This window comes from Streptomyces pratensis (genome assembly GCF_016804005.1).
Classification (GTDB): Bacteria; Actinomycetota; Actinomycetes; order Streptomycetales; family Streptomycetaceae; genus Streptomyces; species Streptomyces pratensis_A.
Genome location: NZ_CP051486.1, coordinates 7,852,503 through 7,870,436, shown reverse-complemented (window position 1 = coordinate 7,870,436; position 17,934 = coordinate 7,852,503). Strand labels below are relative to the sequence as shown.

The following is a 17,934-nucleotide window of genomic DNA, read 5'->3' as shown; positions in this document are numbered from 1 at the left end:
ACCGGGAGTGCCGGGAGTGGGGGGACAGCCGCAAGAACCCGGACGGCCGGACACCTGCTTCACCGCCAGGTGCCCGGCCCCGGGCCGGCTCACTCGCGGGATCCCGCGATCTCGACCGGCCGGGTGCGCAGTGCCGCGAGGGCCGGCAGTACGGCGGAGACCGCTGCCGCCACGGCGCACGCGGCGAGTACCGCGCCGAGGGCCGTCCACGGGACTACCACGGGGGAGCTCACCGAGAGGAGTTCCAGGGCGCCCTTCACTCCCAGCAGGTTCAGCCCGGCCACCGCCCCTCCCAGGACCGCGCCGACGGCCACCACCACCAGTGCCTCGACCGCCACCAGCCGGAGGACCTGCGGTTTCGTGGCCCCGGTGAGGCGCAGCACCGCCAGGTCGCGTACCCGGTCCGAGGTGGCCATGACCAGCGTGTTCGCCAGGGAGATCCCCGTGTACAGCAGGGCGATGCCGAGGATGAGCAGCAGGCCCGCCCGGGTGTTGGCGCCGGTGCGCGGGTGATGCGCCGTCACCCACGCTTCCCGCGTCATGACCGTGGTGCCCGTGTCCCGCCCGGCCTCCTCCAGGAGAGCCCGGACGGCCGCAAGGTCCGCTCCACCGAGGAGCTTGACGTCGACACGGTCGACAGCCGCGCCGGCCGCGTTCGCGGGGGTGACGTACACCCCGTTGCTTCCGGTGCCCGTGCGCATCACGGCGGCGATGCGGAGCGACACCTTGCGGCCGTCACCCAGCCAGACGCTCACGCGCTGTCCCACGGTCCGTTTCTCCCACTCCTCGTTGACGACGACCGAGTCGTCGTCAAGGTCTTCGATCCGGCCGGAGACGAGGGGCAGACGGGCGGTCGCGGCCAGGCCGGCCGGATCGGCCGCCCGCGCCTCCGACGAGATGAGCGCGGTGCCCTCTTCGAGGACGGTGACCCCGGTGGAGCGGGAGGCACTGGTCACGGCTCCGGGGACGTTCCGTACGCGCTCCACGAAGCGCGGGTCCAGCGGGCCGTCCCCGCCGGCCACGAAGTCGGCGCCGGAGACGGCCGCCGCCTCGGTTGCCTTGGCCTCGCCGATCGTGGCCACGGTGCCCAGCAGCGAGCCGGCCAGGGCGACGGTGATCAGGACGGGCGCGGCGACCGCCGCGGTACGACGGATGCCGGTGGACGCGTTCTGCCGGGCCAGCAGCCCTGTGGCGCCGGGCAGCCGGGCGGGCAGCCAGGTGAGCAGTCGCGTGAGCGGGCGTACGACGAGGGGCGCGAGCAGCGCGCAGCCGACGACGATCCACATGGGCTGCAGGATGTACGTCTTCCGCTTGAGTACGTCCCCGGGGTCCGTCAGCAGGGACCAGCCCAGCAGCCCGAGACCGGTCAGCAGGACGGCCGCGCCCAGCAGCAGGCGGCTCGGAGTCATCCCGGCGGTGTCCACGGACGCGTCGCGGAGGGCCTCCACGGGACGGATCCGGCCCGCGCGGTGGGAGGACACGGCGGCCCCCGCGAGCGCCACGCCGAGGCCGGTCCAGAAGGCGGTGTGCAGCGGCCAGGTCGCATCGCCGATGGCGAACCAGGCCGGGGCGAGGCCCTCGTCGGCCAGCCGGCCGGCCAGCATGGGCGCGGCCGCTTCGCCCAGCAGGCAGCCTGCGGCCGAGGCCAGGACACCGATCACGAGTGCCTCCACGACGACCGTGCGCCGGACCTGGCCCGGCGTCGCGCCGGCCGTGCGGAGCAGCCCGAACTCCCTCCTGCGCTGGGCCACCGCGAAGGAGAACGTCGAGGCGACGACGAAGACCGAGACGAAACCGGTGATGCCGGCCGCCGTGCCGAGCAGCGCGTTGACCGCGGTCAGGGCCTCGCTGTCCCGGTCGGGATCGGGATCGGCCCGGCGCCGGTCGTCGCCGGTGAGGACGCTCATGCCGGGGAAGTCCCGGGTCAGCCGCCGCACCGCGTCGGCTTCGGCGTGCACGCCCACCGCGTCGACGGCCGGGTGGATACGGGCGGCCTCGGCGTCATCGAAGAACACCGCGGTCTCGAAGCCCGCGTCCGCCACCGTGCCCACGACCGTCCGCGTTCCCGTCCCGGCGGCGGAACCCGGAGTGGTGATCCGGATCCGGTCGCCGGCCCGGAGGCCCGCACCCGCGCCCGCCGTGACGACGACCTCGTCGGGCCCGTGCGGAGCCCGGCCGGAGGTGACGCGGTACGGGGTGGCGGCCGCGACGGACCACGGGTGTCCCACGGCGTCGTTCCCCGCCAGCCGGACGGGGAACGTCCGGTCCTCGGCCGTACGCCCCAGTGCGGAGAGCCCGGTGACCAGGCCCTGCGGCACCGGGCGGGGGTCGGTGAGCACGGCCGTGCGTTCCCCGACGGGCGTGGCTACGCGGAGGGTGTCGGACGGCGCCACCACGACCGGCGTCCCGGCGAAGCGCTCCGGGCGGCGCTCCGGCGCGTCGAAGGTGGCCGCCAGTGCCAGGCCAGTCATGGCGATCAGACCGACGCCCAGGGCCAGCGCGACGAAGCTGCCGATGAAGGTGACCCAGCGGGTCCGCATGGAGCGCAGGGCGGAGCTCAGCACGGGGCCACCGCCAGAGCGGTCATGCGCGCGGCGATCTGCTCCGCGGCCGGGTCGCACAGCTCGTCCCGTATCGATCCGTCGGCCAGAAACACCACGCGGTCCGCGTATGAGGCGGCCACCGGATCGTGCGTCACCATGATCACCGTCTGGCCGTCGTCGGCCATCGACCGCAGTAGCTCCAGAACCTCCCGGCCCGTACGGGAATCGAGCGCTCCCGTCGGCTCGTCGCCGAACAGCACCTCCGGCCGGGTCACCAACGCACGTGCCAGGGCGACGCGTTGCTGCTGCCCGCCGGAGAGCTCCGTGGGCCGGTGGCCGGCCCGGGAGCCCAGACCGACCCGTTCCAGCACCTCACGCACCTCGGTGCGGCGGGGTCTGCGGCCCGCGAGCCGCAGGGGGAGCGCCACATTCTGCTCGGCGGTGAGGGCCGGAAGCAGGTTGAAGGCCTGGAAGACGAATCCGATCCGCTGGCGCCGCAGCAGCGTGAGCTTCCGTTCGCTCAGCCCGGTCGTCTCCGTGTCCCCGAGGAACACGCGGCCGGACGTGGGCCGGTCGAGGCCTGCCGTGCACTGGAGGAGCGTCGACTTCCCCGAGCCGGACGGCCCCATGATCGCGGTGAAGGAGCCCCGGGGCATGGCGAGGCTGACTCCGTCCAGTGCGGTGACCGCGTCGGCGGCCTTTCCGAAGGACCGGGTGACGGTGTCGAGCCGGACGGCTGCGGGTTGCTGATTCATGGCTCCACTCAACCGGCCCCGTTCTGCGGCCACATCGCAACGAGCAGGAGTCCTGGAGGTGGAGACAGCTCCACCCCCGGCCCCCTGCCCGGCGGGTGGTGGTGACCGGCCCGCGCTGTCTACCGTGCGGGCCATGAGCTCACTCACCCTCCGGCAGGCCCTCGTACGGCGCCGCTACCTCCTCGGCGGATGGCCGTGGCGCGCGGCGCTCTACCTGCTGAGCAGCGTCCCGGCCGGGATGGCCCTCCTCCTGTCCGTCCTCCTGCTGGCGGCGGTGGGCGGCGCCCTGTCCCTCGTGCTCATCGGTCTGCCGCTCCTCCTGATGCTCGCTCTCATCGGCCTCCCGGTGGCCGCCGCCGAGCGGCGCAGGCTGCGGCTCATCGACCCCGTACCGCTCGGCGATCCGCACCGCGCCCCGGCGCACGCCGGGCTGTCGGCGTGGCTGCGCACCCGGCTGCGGGAGCAGGCCACCTGGCGGGAGTTCGGGTACGCGCTGCTGTTCGCCGGAGTGCTCTGGCCACTGGAGGGTCTGCTCGTCGGGGGTGTACTCGCGGTCTGCGGAGGGCTGTTGGCGACGCCCGTCGTCATGGCGGCAGTCACCGGCGGCGAGGAGGTGCGGGTGCTGAAGCTCTACCTGGCCGACTCGTATCCGCAGGCCTTCGCGCTGGCACTGCTCGGGCTGGTGCTGCTGCCGGTCCTGTCCTATCCGCTCGGGTGGGCGGCGGTGGCGCGCGCGGCCCTGACCCGGGCGCTGCTGTCGGCGGGGGACGACGGAGTCGACGCCCGTATCCAGGAGCTGGGCCGTTCCCGGATGCGGCTGGTGGACGCCTTCGAGGCGGAGTGCCGCCGGATCGAGCGGGATCTGCACGACGGGGCGCAGCAGCGGCTCGTCGCCCTCTCGATGACGCTCGGGCTGGCAAGGCTGGAGAGTCCGGGGGAACCGCTGGGCGGCCTGCTGGCCAAGGCGCAGGAGGAGGCGGGGGAGGCCCTGGTGGAGATCAGGGAGCTCGTCCGGGGCATCCATCCCCAGGTCCTCACCGACCGTGGCCTGGCCGCGGCGGTCGAGGACGTCGCCGACCGCTCGGCCGTACCCGTCGACGTGGAACTCGACATACCTGAACGGCTGCCGCGCGCGGTGGAGACCGCCGTGTACTTCGCTCTCTGCGAGGCACTGGCGAACGTGGCGAAGCACAGCGGGGCGAGCCGGGCCTCGGTGACGGGCCGGGACGACGGGGAGCGGCTGACCGTCGAGGTGCGGGACGACGGGACGGGAGGCGCGGCGACCACTCGGGGCACCGGGCTCCAGGGCGTCGCCGACCGGCTCTCGGTGCTGGACGGGCGGCTGCTACTGTCCAGCCCGGCCGGGGGGCCGACCGTGTTCCGGCTGGATGTCCCCCGGACACCCGCTCACCTGGTCGAATGAGGGTTGGATGCTGCGCATCGTGCTGGCCGAGGACAGTGTGCTCCTGAGGGAGGGCCTCGTCGGTCTGCTGGAGAGGTTCGGCCACCAGGTGGTGGCCGGTGTCGGCACCGCCGGTGAACTCACCGCCGCCGTCGCCGAACACGGCCCGGACGTCGTGGTGACGGACGTACGGATGCCGCCCGGGTTCTCCGACGAGGGACTCCGGGCCGCCGTCGCCCTGCGAGAGGCCCGGCCCCGGCTGCCCGTGCTGGTCCTCAGCCAGTACGTCCAGCGCGCCTACGCCGAGGAGCTGCTGGACTCCTGCGACGGCACGGGCGTGGGGTACCTGCTCAAGGAACGCGTGGGCAAGGTCGAGGAGTTCGTCGGCGCGCTCCAGCGGGTCGCGGACGGCGGCACCGTCGTCGATCCGGAAGTGGTGCGTCAGCTCCTGAGGCATCGCCGCGACCCGCTGTCCCGGCTGACCGCCCGGGAGCGGGAGGTTCTGGCCCTGATGGCCGAGGGCCGGTCGAACGCCTCGGTCGCCGAGGCGCTGACGGTCAGTGAGGGCACGGTCAGTAAGCACTTCGGCTCGATCCTCACCAAGCTGGACCTTTCGCTGACCGACGCGACGAACCGCCGGGTCCTCGCGGTGCTGGCCTACCTGAGGAAGTGAGCGGAGCCGCCCGGGCGGGCCGGCAAGAGGGGCGCGCGTTCAGCCCGCCAGCGAGGCGACCAGTTCCGTCGCCTCGTCCAGCACCGCCGCCTCGTGAGCGGTGAGCCGCGGGTCGGCCGCGCGCAGGGCGGCGGCGCGGGTCAGGGCGCCGGCGGGCACCCCGCCGTCCTCCGCGAACAGGGAGAGCAGCACCGCCAGCAGGTCCCTGACCCGAGGGCCCGCGGAGAAGGACGGGTCGAGGGCCACCTGGGCCAGGATCAGTGAGGTCATGGCCCGGTCCAGCGCGGGCGGGCCCTCGCCGGCCGCCAGCCAGTCGATCACCACGGCACCCTCGGGGGCCAGGACCACATTCTCCGGATGCAGGCCCAGGTGCAGGATGCGGTCCTCGGGGTCCTGGGACAGCCGCGGAGGGATCGCGTGCAACTCCCGCAGGAGCCGGGCCAGCAGGCCCGCGCCCTCGTCCTCGGTGACAGTGCCCGCCAGCAGGGCTTCGGCCAGCGTCGGGCCGCTCAGCCGCTGCACCACCAGATCCGTGGGCAGCGCCTCCTCGGCCGGTGGACCGATGCGCGGGACCGGGAAGCCCGAGGCCGAGAGATACGACATCACGGTCAGCTCCCCCGTGGTGTCGATGCCGTGGCGGTGGCGGCGCAGGACCCATGAGCCGTCGAGTGCGTACACGTCGGCGGTGCGTCCCGAGCCCAGGAGTGGGCCTATATGCATGGGGGAAACCTACCCGCGCCGCCCCACCCGGGGGAGTCACCAGCGCATGTGGACGTCCTCCGCCCAGCCCAGCAGGTGTTCCACGGCGATCTCGGTACCGTCGTCGGTGCGGATCCGGCCGTCGTAGTGCCCGAAGCGCTGGTCGGTGTGGTTGGCGATCAGACCGGCGTCCGTGTGCACGGCCCGGTTGTGGAACGGCGTGAACGTCAGGTCCACCTGGCCGGACGAGGGGGTACGGAGCGTCCAGGGGGCCATCGGGTCGGAGACGGACCACCGCCAGTCCAGCTCCTCGCCGATCTTGGTGAGCCGGCCGTCCACGCAGAGTCCGTTCTCGGTGGAGCCGGTGCCCTCCGTCCAGCGGCCGCCGAACTGGAGGCCGACCGTGTGCCCGCCCGTACGGCCGGACGCGGCGGCCCAGTTCCAGGCGACCGTACGCGGCCAGCGCCCGCGGCCGTGGTCCAGGACGGCCCAGGTCTCGTCGTCCTTACCGCCGAACGTCAGGATCTCGCTGCCGATGCGCACCCGGCCCGAGGCGGGGAGCGCGGTGTGCTTGGAGGTGTACTGGAAGCGCTGTTCGCTCCATGGCACGACCACGGAGAGCGACTCGTGTCCTTGCGGCCGGGACACCAGGAGGCCGACCTCCAGCGGCAGCCGCTCCGGGGTGAGGCAGCGGGCCCGCAGCCTCGTCCCGGCGTTCTCGTCGCGGATCTCGATGCGCACCTTGCCCCCGGACGGGCGGGCGGGGCCGACGATCACGTCCTCGGAGCCCGGCGCCCCGGCGACGGTGTCCGGGAGGCGGACGCCCCGGGCCGCGGGGACGATCGAGGCGCACTCGAACTCGCGTCCCCCGGGACCGAATTCCAGGACGTAGACGCTGTTCAGCGCCAGGAAGTCGAGGTCGCTCACCGTCAGGGCAACCAGATGGGTGGGCGTCGTCACGCACCAGTGCTCCCACCGCTTCGTGCGGCCCCAGCCCTGCAGATTGGCCCGGTGCAGCGGCTTCCTGGACCAGCCGACGGCAGCCGGGTTGAGGCCCCCGTCGGGCAGGCAGAGGTCGACGGGCTCGGTGATCTCGTGCTCGTGCGTCGCCATGGCCGGAGCCTATAGCGGCACGGCGCCCCGCCCGGGTCACGTTCCGGGCGCGCCGGGCGGCCCGCCAGGCGCGCCCGGAGCCGGCTTTCGAGGGACTCGCGCGGGCGGCCCGGATGCGGCTTTCGAGGGCTGGACGCGGGTGTCCCGGAGCCGGCATCCGGGCCCCATAACGCGGCGGTAGGGGGCGGACGGGATCTCCTGCGCCGGGCGGGTGCGCCGCTACGTTCTCGGCAGTTCCCCACCCCCTCGGGCTCCGCTCTCCCGGAGCCCGCCGCCCCCCCGAACCCAAGGAGAACGACGTGGAGACGACCATGCTCCGCAGACGCGCAGCAGCCGCAGGAGCCGCCGCGGTGACGGTGGGCGCGCTCGCCCTCGCCGGTCTGACCGGTGTCGCCTCGGCCGGCCAGACGGGCAGCGCCGAGCCCGCTGCCGCCGACCGGCTCTCGCCGGGACTGACCGAGGCGATGAAGCGCGACCTGGGCCTCGACGCCGACGAGGCCAGGGCACGGATAGCCGGCGAATACCGGGCGGCGGCCGTGGCTGCGGCCCTGGAGAAGTCCCTCGGCGCGGACTTCGCCGGAGCCCGGCTGAGCGGCGAGGCCGTTCTCACCGTCGCCACCACCGACCGCGCCGACGTCTCCCGGATCACCGCTGCGGGAGCCCGCGCCGAGGTCGTGGGTCACAGCCTCGACCGCCTCGAGGCGGCCAAGGCGGAGCTGGACGCGGTGGCACTGGAGAAGGCGCCGGAGGACGTGCCCTCCTGGTACGTCGACGTCCGCACCAACCGCCTGGTCGTGAACGCCGCCCGTCCAGAGGCGGCGGACCGTCTCCTCACCGCGGCGGGGGTCTCCCGTGAGCTCGTACGGGTCGACCGCTCGGCCGAACAACCGCGCACGTACGCGGACCTGCGCGGCGGGGACGCCTATTACATGAACGGTTCGGGCCGCTGTTCCATCGGTTTCCCCGTCAGGCGCGGCACCCAGCACGGCTTCGTCACTGCCGGGCACTGCGGTACTCCGGGCGTCACCACCACCGGGGTCAACCAGCAGGCCCAGGGTTCCTTCCAGGGCTCCACCTTCCCCGGCCGCGACCACGCCTGGGTCGCGGCCAACGCCAACTGGACGCCCCGCGCCCTGGTGAACGGGTACGGCAACGGCGACGTGGGCGTCACCGGATCCACCCAGGCCGTGGTGGGCTCCTCGGTCTGCCGCTCGGGCTCGACGACGGGATGGCACTGCGGCACGATCCAGCAGCACGGCAGCAGCGTCACCTACCCGGAGGGCACCATATCCGGCGTGACCCGCACCAGCGTCTGTGCCGAACCCGGCGACTCCGGAGGCTCGTTCATCTCGGGCAGCCAGGCACAGGGCGTCACCTCGGGCGGCTCGGGGAACTGCTCCCAGGGCGGTACGACGTACTACCAGCCGGTCAATCCGGCGCTGGCCGCGTACGGACTGACCCTCGTCACCAGCGGTACGCCGACCGATCCGCCCACCGACCCGACCGACCCGCCGACCGAGCCGGGCGGCACATGGGCCGCGGGCACGACGTACGCCGCCGGTGCGGTGGTGACTTACGGCGGCGCGAGCTACCGCTGCCTGCAAGGTCACCGGGCGCAGGCCGGATGGCAGCCGCCGAACGTTCCCGCGCTCTGGCAGCGGATCTGACTCGCTTCCTTCCGACGCGCGTTCCGAGGAAGCCCCTCCACCGAGGAAGCCCCTCCACCGAGGAAGCCCCTCCACCGAGGAAGCCCCAGTACACCGAGGAATCAGCCATGACCAAGAGTTCAGCCGTGTCCCCGGAACCCTCCCCCGGCGGCTCGCGTGACGCCTCCGAGGCCGGTCCGTCCGGCCGTCCGATCAGCCGTAAGAACCTCCTGCGCGCCGCCGTCGCGGCGAGCGCAGCGCCCCTGGTCGCCGGCGGGGGCATCGCCCTGGCCCGCGACACCGGCTCCGGCGGCGCGCTCCCGGCGCTCACCCCGGCCTGCGACGACGGGGACGACCCGACCCCCGAACAGATGGAGGGCCCCTACTTCAAGCCCGACTCCCCACTACGGACCAGCCTGGTGGCGTCCGGCACCCCCGGCACCCCGTTGACCGTCAGCGGTTACGTGTTCGGCCGTGCCTGCAGGCCACTGCCGGGAGTGCTCCTCGACTTCTGGCAGGCGGACGCCGCCGGGGCGTACGACATGAGCGGGTTCGCCTTCCGCGGGCACCAGTTCACCGACGTGAACGGAGCTTTCACGCTCACCACGGTGGTGGCGGGCCTGTATCCCGGCCGCACGCGGCACATCCATGTGAAGGCGCAGGCACCCGGCCGGCCCGTGCTGACCACACAGCTGTACTTCCCGGGCGAGCCCCGCAACGCCACCGACGCCCTCTACGACCCGGCGCTTCTGATGAACGTCCGCGCCGCCGGGCAGGGGCGGCAGGGCACCTTCGACTTCGTGCTCGACGTCGCCCAGCAGCCGGGCCCCACCGATCCGCCGACGGACCCGCCGCGTGGTGTCTGGGCGGCGGGGACCTCCTACCGCGCCGGTGACCGTGTGACCCACGGCGGCGTCTCCTACCGCTGTCTCCAGGCTCACTCCGCCGTCACAGGATGGGAGCCGCCGCTGGTCCCCGCGCTGTGGGAGCGCGGGTAGACACGCGGCAACGGTCCGGACCGGGGCCTGGCCCCGGTCCGGTCCGGGCATTCCGGCCCAGCCCGGCCCCGGTCCGGGCATTCCGGCCCAGCCCGGCCCCGGTCCGGGCATTCCGGCCCAGCCCGGCCCGGCCCGGGCAACCCGGCCCGGGCAACCCGGCCCCGGCCCCGCTCCGGGGTGGGTCACTTGGCGTCCGAGTAGCGCTCGACGACCGCCGTGCTGAACGGGAACCGCACCGGTGTCTCCCCGAACGCGACCCGGCCCGCCAGCTCTCCCGCCTCGCGGATCGCCTCCACCACCGCGGGCGCCTCCCCGGCAGGGCAGTGCACGATCACCTCGTCGTGCTGGAAGAACACCAGCTCCGCCCGCATCCCCCCTGCGGCGAGCGTCCGCCGCAGCGCCGCCAGGAGCAGCAGCGCCCAGTCCGCGGCGCTGCCCTGGACCACGAAGTTGCGGGTGAAGCGGCCCCGCGCCCGGGCGTTCGACGAGGCGTAGCCCGGGGTGAATCCGTAGGTGCTCGCGCTCTCCCCGGCCGGCGGCTCCTCGCTCTCCTGCGGGATGCCCGCCTCCCCGTCCTCACCCGCCCCGGCGGCGGGCGGGCTCGTGCGGCCCAGCCACGTACGTACGAGGCGGCCCTCCTCGCCGGCCTTCGCCGCGTCGTCGACGTAGGCGACGGCGTGCGGGAAGCGCCGCCGCAGGGCCGCCAGGTTCTTCAGGCCGTCCCCCGAGGTCTGTCCGTAGACCGCGCCCAGCAGCGCGATCTTGGCGTGGTCGCGGTCGCCGTGGAACGCGCGGTCGGACAGGGCCTTGTAGAGGTCGCCCTCGTGCCCCGCCACCTCCATCAGCCCCCGGTCGCGTGAGATCGCTGCCAGCACGCGCGGCTCCATCTGGTCGGCGTCCGCCACGACCAGCCGCCAGCCCTCGTCGGCGACGACCGCCCGGCGTATCACCTTGGGGATCTGCAGGGCCCCGCCGCCGTTGGTCGTCCAGCGTCCGCTGACCGTGCCTCCCGGCTGGTACTCGGGGCGGAAGCGCCCGTCGCGCACCCAGTCCTGGAGCCAGCCCCAGCCGTGTGCCGTCCAGACGCGGTACAGCTTCTTGTAGCGGATCAGCGGCTCCACCGCCGGGTGGTCGAGCTCCTCCAGCTCCCACCTCCGGGTCGACTTCACCTTGATCCCGGCCTGTGCGAACGCCTTGACGACATCGGCCGGCAGATCGGGCCGCACCCGTCTGCCGAAGGCTGCCGACACCTCGTCCGCGGCCTCGGCCAGTCTGCGTGGCTCGCCGCCACCGGCGTACCGCTCGCCGAGCAGGTCGTTCAGGACCTCGCGGTGAACATCGGCCCGCCACGGGAGCCCGGATCTGTTCATCTCGGCGGCGACCAGCATGCCCGCGGACTCGGCTGCCGTGAGCAGCCGCATCCTGCCCGGGTGCTCCGTCGCCCCGTGGCGACGCAGCTGCTCGGCGTAGACCTGGAGCAGCGCCTCGAACGGCAGGTCGGTTCCGGACCGCGGCTCGAAGAGGGACGACTGTGAGCCGGGCTCGGCCGAGCGTGGCGGGGGATCGGGTGGCACCGGCGCGTGTCGCAGCCGGGCCCAGGCCGCCGCTGCGGAGCGCGGCTCCCCGAGCCGCCCCTCGTGGCCGAGCAGCAGGAGTTCGGCGCACTCGATGTCGTAGCACCGCTCGACCCGCACGCCCGCAGCGAGCAGTCCCGGGTAGATCTCGGAGGTCGAGCGCCAGACCCAGCGGACGACCTCGGGGCGGCTGCGGACGGACTCGACGAGATCGGGCTCGGCCAGGACGGGACCCGCGGGCAGGCCGTCGCGCGTCAGCGGCACGAGGAGAGCACCGCCTCCTTCCGCGGTGGCCAGGGCCCAGCGTTCGGTCATGGGCCGAGTCTCGCACCCGCTACTGACAGCGGTTCCGGCTCGAGGGGCGGGCGCGCCCGGCTGCCGGGAGGATCGGAGTGCGGTGTGCGCGGCGCGCACCGGGACCCGGCAGGCGGTGGAGGAGACGGTGATGGAAGCGATCGTGTACGAGGAGTTCGGCGGCCCGGAGGTCCTGGACCGGGCCCAGGTCGAGGACGTCCACGCGGGCCCCGGGCAGATCCGGGTGGCGGTCAGGGCCGCCGGGGTCAATCCGGTCGACTACAAGATCCGCAACGGCTGGATGGAGGCGGCGTTCCCCACTCCACTGCCCGCCGTGCCCGGCAGCGAGTTCGCCGGAGTCGTCGACGAGACCGGTGAGGGCGTCACGGAGTTCGCCGTCGGCGACGAGGTCCTCGGCCGCAGCGCGACCGGAGCGTACGCGGCGTACGTCCTGGCCGACGTGGGAGCGGTCGCCTCGAAGCCGGAGCCACTGGGCTGGGCGGAGGCCGCCGCGCTTCCGGTGGCGACCGCGACCGCCGCCCGTGTGCTCGACGAGCTGGCGGTGTCCGCGGGCGAGACCCTGCTGGTGCACGGGGCCTCCGGGGCGGTGGGTTCGGCCGCCGTCCAGCTGGCAGCGGCGCGTGGCGCCACCGTCGTCGGGACCGCCTCACCGGCCAATCACGACTATCTGCGGGTGCTCGGCGCCGTCCCGGTGGCGTACGGGGAAGGGCTGGTGGACCGGGTCCGGGAGGCCGCGCCGCAGGGCGTGGACGCGGTGTTCGACGTCGCGGGCAAGGGGGCCCTGGCGGACTCGGTGGAGCTGCGCGGCGGTACGGCCGAGCGGATCGCCACCATCGCCGACCCGGACGCGGCCCACTACGGGGTGGCCTTCTCCGCGGGCGGTGGGAGCCGGCCGGACGAGGGCAGACGGCTCGCGGAGTACGCGGAGGCCGCGGCGGTCGGCGGCCTCCGCATCCCCGTGGAGCGGACCTTCGCGCTCGGCGAGGCGGCGCGGGCCCAGGAACTCAGCGAGGCCGGGCACGTTCGGGGCAAGCTCGTCCTGCTGCCCGGGGAGCGCTGAGCACTCCGCAGCCGCCTACCCTGGCCGGATGGAATCGGTGATCGACCGGGCGTGTGCCGCGGCCCTGTACTCGGACGGCGACGCGGGTCTGGACACCGGCGCCTCCCTCCTCGCCGCTGACCCGTCCGCCGACGAGGAGCTGCACGGCCGAGGCGAGGAGTTCGTCCGGCGGGCCTGGGCGCGCGGCTGGCAGCCCGCCGACGTCGTACGGACCGTCCGGCGGGAGCTGGACGAGCCCGGGGCCGCGCTCGCCGCCGCGCTGATCGCGTCGGAGACGGCGGGGTACGGGCAGCTGCCGGCACGCTGGGCGGACCAGCTCGCCGCGATGCCGGCCCCGGCGCCCCGCAACCGGCCCGACCGCTTCACGTACGCCTCCGCGCTCCTGGAGCTCTATCGGCTGTTGCTGCGGCTCCCGGTCATCGAGCCGGTCGGGCCGCCGCCCGGCACGGCGGCCGGCCTTCCGCACAGGCCCCCGGCCCACGGTGAACCGCGCATGCTCACCAGGATCCGGGCGCTGCTCGCCAAGGCGGAGGCGACCGGCTTCCCGGAAGAGGCCGAGGCGCTCACCACCAAGGCGCAGGAGCTGATGGCCCGGCACAGCATCGACGAGGCGCTCCTCGCGGCCCGCACGCACAGCGCCGATACGCCGGGTGCCATGCGGATCGGGGTCGACGCCCCGTACGAGAGCGCCAAGGCCGTCCTGCTCGACTCCGTCGCCTCGGCGAACCGCTGCCGTGCCGTCTGGAACAGCGATCTGGGCTTCACCACGGTCGTGGGCTTCGAGCCGGACCTGGAGGCCGTGGAGCTGCTCTTCACCTCCCTGCTGGTGCAGGGCACCGCCGCGATGACGAAGGCGGAGGCCGGGCAGCGGGCCGGCGGGCGTAAGCGGACCAAGGCCTTCCGGCAGTCCTTCCTGATGGCGTACGCCCAACGGCTGGGCAGCCGTCTCACGGCGGACACCGCACGGGTCACCGCGGCGGCCGGCTCGGAGGCCGGCGCCGAGGGCCGTGACGGTGCCACAGGCGCACTGCTCCCGGTCCTCGCGGCCCGGGACGTCGCGGTCACCGGCACCGCGGAGCGGATGTTCCCGCGGACCACCACCACACGGCTGCGCGGGGCGACGGACGCCGAGGGCTGGACCCATGGCACGGCCGCCGCCGACCGGGCCAGGATGGGCGGAGGAGGGCCGGAAATCCGCCGTTAGTTCAACAGTGCGGCATAAGTCGGGATTGCCGAGAATCCGGCTACGCTCGGTCCATGAGCTGGCTCCGGGCGCTGAAGGAGACCGCCCGCTCGGGGCTGACGATCGAGCGGCAACGTCTCGAACCGCTCATCGCGGTGCGGGGCGCCGCCGGCCTCGCCCTCGTCGTCGGGGTGAGTCTGGCCCTCTTCGGCCCGGCGATCGCCGCCGGCTCCGCCTTCGGCGCGTTCCAGGCCGCCATCGCCACCTTCCAGCGCAGCTGGCGCCCCCGGCCGGTGCTCGCCCTGGTCTCCGGTGCCAGTCTGGCCGTGTCGACGTTCATCGGCTACGTCACCGTGTCCCACACCCTGCTGTTCCTCGTCCTGCTTGTCCTCTGGACGTTCGCCGCCGGGATGACCTGGGCGGCGGGGCCGACCGGCGGCATCATCGCCGGTTCCAACGTCGCGATCATGCTGGTCACGATCACCCTGCCCACCTCCGTCGCCGACGCCGCCGCCCACGCCGCGATGATGGCGTTCGGCGGGCTGGTCCAGGCTGCGCTGATCGTGCTGTTCCCGGTCCGCAGGTGGGGTGCCCAGCGGGACGCCCTGGCCGACGCCCTGGCGGCCGAGGCCGACTACGCCCGAAGGCTGCGGCACGACCCGGTCGCCCCCTTCGACCCCGTACCGCTGATGACCGCGCGGAACGCCGCCGCCGTCACCCCGCGCGAGGCCCGGCGCCGCCCCGCCGACCTGCACGGCGCGCGGGGGGTCGCCGAACGGCTGCGGCCCGTGCTCGCCTCGCTGGCGGATCCTGCCCTGGGGGTCCCGGCGGAGGGCCCTGAACGCTACTGGGCGCGCGAGATCCTCGGCGCCGCCGGTTCCCTGCTCGACTCCGCGGCCCGTGCGGTACGCCACGGGGACCCGGTGCGGCTGGACGAGACGGCGCTCTCCGTACTGAAGTCCCCCGACACCGACGTCATCCTCACCGGCCCGCCCCGCCGGGCCGCCGACCGGCTCACCTCACTGCTCGCCGACGTCATCGAGATCGCCGAGGGAACCGGCACGGACGACCGGACGCCCGGCGAACCCCTCGTCCCGCACCGCCGCCGTCCCACCCTGATGCGGCTGGCCCCCGTCATCTACCGCTCCATGCGCCGCGAGCTGCGCCGCGGGTCGACGATCCTGCGCCACGCCGAGCGGGTGTCGGTGGTGACGGCGGCGGGTTACGTCCTCGGCGGGCTCCTGCCGCTCGGTCACGGCTACTGGGCTCCGATGACCGCCGTGATGGTCATGCGCCCCGAATTCACCCAGACGTACTCGCGGTCGGTGGCCCGCTTCCTGGGCACCGTGCTCGGCGTGGCCGTCGCCACCGGCATCGTGCAGGCCGCGCACCCGAACGCGGAGCTCTCCGCCCTTCTCGCCGTCGTCTGCGCGGGGCTGATGTACCTGCTGATGCGCACCGGATACGCGGTGAGCCAGGTCTGCGTGTCCGCCTACGTCGTCTTCCTGCTCGGCATGGCGGGCGACGACTGGTCGCAGACCGTGCCCGAGCGGGTCGTGCTGACCCTCGCCGGAGGTCTCCTCGCGATGGCGGCCTACGCCGTCTACCCGGCCTGGGAGACTCCGAGGCTGCGCGACCGGCTCGCCAACTGGGTGATCACGGACGGGCGCTACGCGGCCACGGTCCTCGACCGGTACGCCGACCCCGCATCCAGGAGCCTGGACGACGTACGCACCGCTCTCCTCACCACCCGGGAGGCGCGTATCGCCTGGCAGGACGCGCTGGAGACGGCCCGGCACGAGCCCGTACGCCACCGGGGCATCTCCAGGACCTCGGCGGCGGACGCCCAGGACGCGCTCGCCCAGTTCGGCCGGGTCGCGATGCTCATGGAGGCCCACCTCCCCGCCGCGTCCGCGACACCCGTGCCCGAGGCCGTCGGGCTGGCCGACGCGCTGCGCCGGGCCACCGAGGAGGGCGCGAAGGCGGTGCGGGAGCGCCGCGTGCCGGACTGGGAGCCGGTCAGGGAGGCGCTGGCGAGCAGGGACGCGGCCCCGGGCCCTCCGCCGGATTCCTTCGTGCGGAACGGGGCCACCCTGCTGCTCCGCGCCCTGGAGGACTTCTCCCGAGCGCTTGAGATCAGCAGCGGGCGGGCCTGAGGGGCGCCCGGCGGAAGCGGCGCGTCAGGGAGTGGGCAGCTCGGGCAGGCCCGGCGGCGGCGCGGCGGCGTCCGTCTTGGACAGGGTGTCCTCGGCGCCCGCCTCCCAGGAGACGACGAGCTTCTTGCCGTCGTTGGACTCGACGGTCCCCATGGTGCGGTCCGTGTTCCCGTCGTGGCACTTCAACGCGACCATCACCTTGCCCATGTCCTTCACCTCGCCCTGGCAGACGTGCCGGCCGGTCGCGAGTGCCGCCTTGCCCGAGGCCACCGACAGGACGACGGGTTGGCCGTCGGACGTGCCCGTCCAGGTGCCTTCGAGCGCCGCGACGTCAGGGCCGCCGGCTCCACCTCCCGCACCGTCGGCCTCGGGCGGCGAGGTCTGCGCGGGGGCAGGTGAGCCGCCCGGGTCCTTGTCCGCGTCGGAGGCGTCACCGCCGCAGGCCGTGAGTGCGAGCGCGGCGACGAGTCCGGCGGCGAGAAGGGCGCCGGAGCGCGGAAGCCTGCCCATAGGAAGTTCCCCCTTGTTGATTCACGACCGAAAGACCGCGCCAAGCTACCAGGGGTGAACAGAACAACTCCGGTAAGTGGGAGCCAAATTGGCGTGCCGTTCGTCTGTTCCTCATAGAGGGTGGGGGAAGGGCGAACGGATCCGGGGCAAAGCTGTAGTCGTCCGCGCACCCCACGTGCACGTGCATCTGCTCATGCATTGGCATATGAACACAGCTATGATCCGAGCTAGTTGACATTTGCACCTTGCAACTCGGGGAGCGTCCTGTGCACCACGTGTACAACGGCATGGCGGCCACAGAGCTTCGCGGGGTCGTCTGGCAGAAGAGCAGACACAGCAACTCCCAAGGTTCATGCGTGGAGTTCGCGAAACTGCCCGGCGGAAATGTGGCGATGCGGAACTCGCGCCACCCCGATGGGCCCGCGCTGGTCTACACACCGGCCGAGATCGAGGCGCTGCTGCTCGGCGTCAAGGACGGGGAGTTCGACCACCTGGCCGCGGGCGGCTGACCGCGCGGGGGAGAAGACCGCCGGCCACCGGCCGTGCTGCCGCACGCCGTCACGCGCCGGGACGCACGGCGCGCCCGCCGCGCCTACAGGCCCTCGGTGAACCTGTCGACCGGGACGGGGCGCTCCGCCGCCACGTGGTCCGTCAGCCGGAACAGGGCCCAGACCACTTTGCCGAGCCCTCCGTCGGGCGGTGTGTCCCCGGCCGGGACGGGGGAGGGGTGCCAGCCCCAGCAGTCGCTGAACGACTCGACGAGGAACAGTCCCCGGCCGGATTCGGCCGAATCCGGCGCCTCACCCGCGACCGGCCCCTTCTCGCTGGGGTCGCGCACCGCACACACCAGGCGCGAGGTCCAGCGCATCAGGTGCAGCCGTACGGAGGGGTCATGGCGCTCGCGTGCCGGATCGGCGGGAAGGGCGTGCCGCAGCGCGTTGGTGACCAGTTCGGACACGACCAGGGCGACGTCGTCGAAGCGGTCGCCCAGGTCCCAGGAGGTCAGTGTCGTACGGGTGAACCGCCGTGCCCCGCCCACCGCTTCGAACCGCGCAGGCAGTGTGCAGGAGGCAGAACCAGCGACCGCCGAAAGGTCGATGGGGGGAAGCCCCTGCCGTAACGGCTCGAGCATCGTCGATCCATTCGTCCCCATACGAGGCACTCCCGGGATTCGCGGCTGTAGCGGCACTGCTTCTGGCGGGCACTGCGGGTACAGCGGCACAACACGAACGAGCACGCAACTGCGCGAGGACCATGGTTCCGAATGCGCAGGGCAGATGCAAGGGCAGATGCACGTGCACGCGGCG

15 protein-coding genes are annotated in these 17,934 nt (G+C 73.7%); 8 read left to right on the top strand and 7 right to left on the bottom strand.

The annotated features are described in order from the left end of the window. Positions 1-89: 89 nt before the first annotated feature. Both HED23_RS33140 and HED23_RS33135 read right to left on the bottom strand, forming a co-directional pair. Complete coding sequence (locus HED23_RS33140; RefSeq protein ID WP_203186996.1) at positions 90-2,564, bottom strand: ABC transporter permease; 2,475 nt, start codon at positions 2,562-2,564, stop codon at positions 90-92. Then, positions 2,558-3,298, bottom strand: a complete 741-nt coding sequence (locus HED23_RS33135) for an ABC transporter ATP-binding protein (RefSeq protein ID WP_203186995.1) — start codon at positions 3,296-3,298, stop codon at positions 2,558-2,560. Before HED23_RS33135 ends, HED23_RS33140 begins: the two co-directional genes overlap by 7 nt. Positions 3,299-3,431: 133 nt before the next feature. Between HED23_RS33135 and HED23_RS33130 the strand changes: the two genes are divergently transcribed. Further along, positions 3,432-4,721, top strand: coding sequence for a sensor histidine kinase (locus HED23_RS33130; protein WP_203186994.1), 1,290 nt, complete (start codon positions 3,432-3,434; stop codon positions 4,719-4,721). A 7-nt stretch (positions 4,722-4,728) separates the two neighbouring features. Further along, positions 4,729-5,373 (top strand): response regulator transcription factor, encoded by a 645-nt coding sequence (locus tag HED23_RS33125; RefSeq protein ID WP_203186993.1) that lies wholly within the window; start codon positions 4,729-4,731, stop codon positions 5,371-5,373. Between the two features lie 39 nt (positions 5,374-5,412). On the opposite strand, the gene HED23_RS33120 is transcribed toward HED23_RS33125, so the two are convergent. Next, positions 5,413-6,093 carry a phosphotransferase gene (locus HED23_RS33120; protein ID WP_203186992.1) on the bottom strand — a complete coding sequence of 227 codons (681 nt, stop codon included), beginning with the start codon at positions 6,091-6,093 and terminating at the stop codon, positions 5,413-5,415. A 36-nt stretch (positions 6,094-6,129) separates the two neighbouring features. After that, the gene (locus tag HED23_RS33115) at positions 6,130-7,185 is read right to left on the bottom strand and encodes a DUF2804 domain-containing protein (protein ID WP_203186991.1); all 1,056 of its coding nucleotides are present in this window, start codon (positions 7,183-7,185) and stop codon (positions 6,130-6,132) included. A 299-nt stretch (positions 7,186-7,484) separates the two neighbouring features. On the opposite strand from HED23_RS33115, the gene HED23_RS33110 reads away from it, so the two are divergent. Together HED23_RS33110 and HED23_RS33105 are read left to right on the top strand one after the other, a co-directional pair. Beyond that, on the top strand, positions 7,485-8,852 hold the full coding sequence (locus HED23_RS33110) for an alpha-lytic protease prodomain-containing protein (protein ID WP_203186990.1): 1,368 nt from the start codon (positions 7,485-7,487) through the stop codon (positions 8,850-8,852). A 107-nt stretch (positions 8,853-8,959) separates the two neighbouring features. Further along, a complete protein-coding gene (locus HED23_RS33105; RefSeq protein ID WP_203186989.1) occupies positions 8,960-9,829 on the top strand; it encodes a carbohydrate-binding protein in 870 nt (289 codons plus the stop codon). Between the two features lie 182 nt (positions 9,830-10,011). Here HED23_RS33105 and HED23_RS33100 read toward each other — a convergent pair whose 3' ends face one another. Beyond that, positions 10,012-11,718, bottom strand: a complete 1,707-nt coding sequence (locus HED23_RS33100) for a bifunctional 3'-5' exonuclease/DNA polymerase (RefSeq protein ID WP_203186988.1) — start codon at positions 11,716-11,718, stop codon at positions 10,012-10,014. Between the two features lie 130 nt (positions 11,719-11,848). On the opposite strand from HED23_RS33100, the gene HED23_RS33095 reads away from it, so the two are divergent. From HED23_RS33095 to HED23_RS33085, 3 genes are read left to right on the top strand one after another with little or no spacing between them, the layout of a single operon-like run. Beyond that, positions 11,849-12,778: an NADP-dependent oxidoreductase gene (locus HED23_RS33095; RefSeq protein WP_203186987.1), complete on the top strand. Its 930-nt coding sequence runs from the start codon at positions 11,849-11,851 to the stop codon at positions 12,776-12,778. A 28-nt stretch (positions 12,779-12,806) separates the two neighbouring features. Further along, positions 12,807-13,982, top strand: a complete 1,176-nt coding sequence (locus HED23_RS33090; protein WP_203186986.1) for a DUF2786 domain-containing protein — start codon at positions 12,807-12,809, stop codon at positions 13,980-13,982. A 53-nt stretch (positions 13,983-14,035) separates the two neighbouring features. Continuing rightward, the gene (locus HED23_RS33085) at positions 14,036-16,117 is read left to right on the top strand and encodes an FUSC family protein (protein WP_203186985.1); all 2,082 of its coding nucleotides are present in this window, start codon (positions 14,036-14,038) and stop codon (positions 16,115-16,117) included. A 24-nt stretch (positions 16,118-16,141) separates the two neighbouring features. Here HED23_RS33085 and HED23_RS33080 read toward each other — a convergent pair whose 3' ends face one another. Further along, positions 16,142-16,627: a hypothetical protein gene (locus HED23_RS33080; RefSeq protein WP_203186984.1), complete on the bottom strand. Its 486-nt coding sequence runs from the start codon at positions 16,625-16,627 to the stop codon at positions 16,142-16,144. A gap of 266 nt (positions 16,628-16,893) precedes the next feature. On the opposite strand from HED23_RS33080, the gene HED23_RS33075 reads away from it, so the two are divergent. Further along, entirely contained in the window at positions 16,894-17,136 is a 243-nt protein-coding gene (locus HED23_RS33075; RefSeq protein ID WP_033296523.1) for a DUF397 domain-containing protein, read from the top strand. Positions 17,137-17,219: 83 nt separating this feature from the next. Here the strand turns inward: HED23_RS33075 and HED23_RS33070 are convergent, their stop codons facing one another. Continuing rightward, on the bottom strand, positions 17,220-17,759 hold the full coding sequence (locus tag HED23_RS33070; RefSeq protein WP_203186983.1) for an ATP-binding protein: 540 nt from the start codon (positions 17,757-17,759) through the stop codon (positions 17,220-17,222). Positions 17,760-17,934: the final 175 nt, after the last annotated feature.

Coding starts and splice junctions, on each gene's coding strand:
- HED23_RS33095 (WP_203186987.1), top strand. CDS start 11,849: ATGGAAGCGATCGTGTACGAGGAGTTCGGCGGCCCGGAGGTCCTGGAC.
- HED23_RS33090 (WP_203186986.1), top strand. CDS start 12,807: ATGGAATCGGTGATCGACCGGGCGTGTGCCGCGGCCCTGTACTCGGAC.
- HED23_RS33135 (WP_203186995.1), bottom strand. CDS start 3,298: ATGAATCAGCAACCCGCAGCCGTCCGGCTCGACACCGTCACCCGGTCC.
- HED23_RS33080 (WP_203186984.1), bottom strand. CDS start 16,627: ATGGGCAGGCTTCCGCGCTCCGGCGCCCTTCTCGCCGCCGGACTCGTC.
- HED23_RS33130 (WP_203186994.1), top strand. CDS start 3,432: ATGAGCTCACTCACCCTCCGGCAGGCCCTCGTACGGCGCCGCTACCTC.
- HED23_RS33105 (WP_203186989.1), top strand. CDS start 8,960: ATGACCAAGAGTTCAGCCGTGTCCCCGGAACCCTCCCCCGGCGGCTCG.
- HED23_RS33115 (WP_203186991.1), bottom strand. CDS start 7,185: ATGGCGACGCACGAGCACGAGATCACCGAGCCCGTCGACCTCTGCCTG.
- HED23_RS33120 (WP_203186992.1), bottom strand. CDS start 6,093: ATGCATATAGGCCCACTCCTGGGCTCGGGACGCACCGCCGACGTGTAC.
- HED23_RS33070 (WP_203186983.1), bottom strand. CDS start 17,759: ATGCTCGAGCCGTTACGGCAGGGGCTTCCCCCCATCGACCTTTCGGCG.
- HED23_RS33085 (WP_203186985.1), top strand. CDS start 14,036: ATGAGCTGGCTCCGGGCGCTGAAGGAGACCGCCCGCTCGGGGCTGACG.
- HED23_RS33125 (WP_203186993.1), top strand. CDS start 4,729: ATGCTGCGCATCGTGCTGGCCGAGGACAGTGTGCTCCTGAGGGAGGGC.
- HED23_RS33100 (WP_203186988.1), bottom strand. CDS start 11,718: ATGACCGAACGCTGGGCCCTGGCCACCGCGGAAGGAGGCGGTGCTCTC.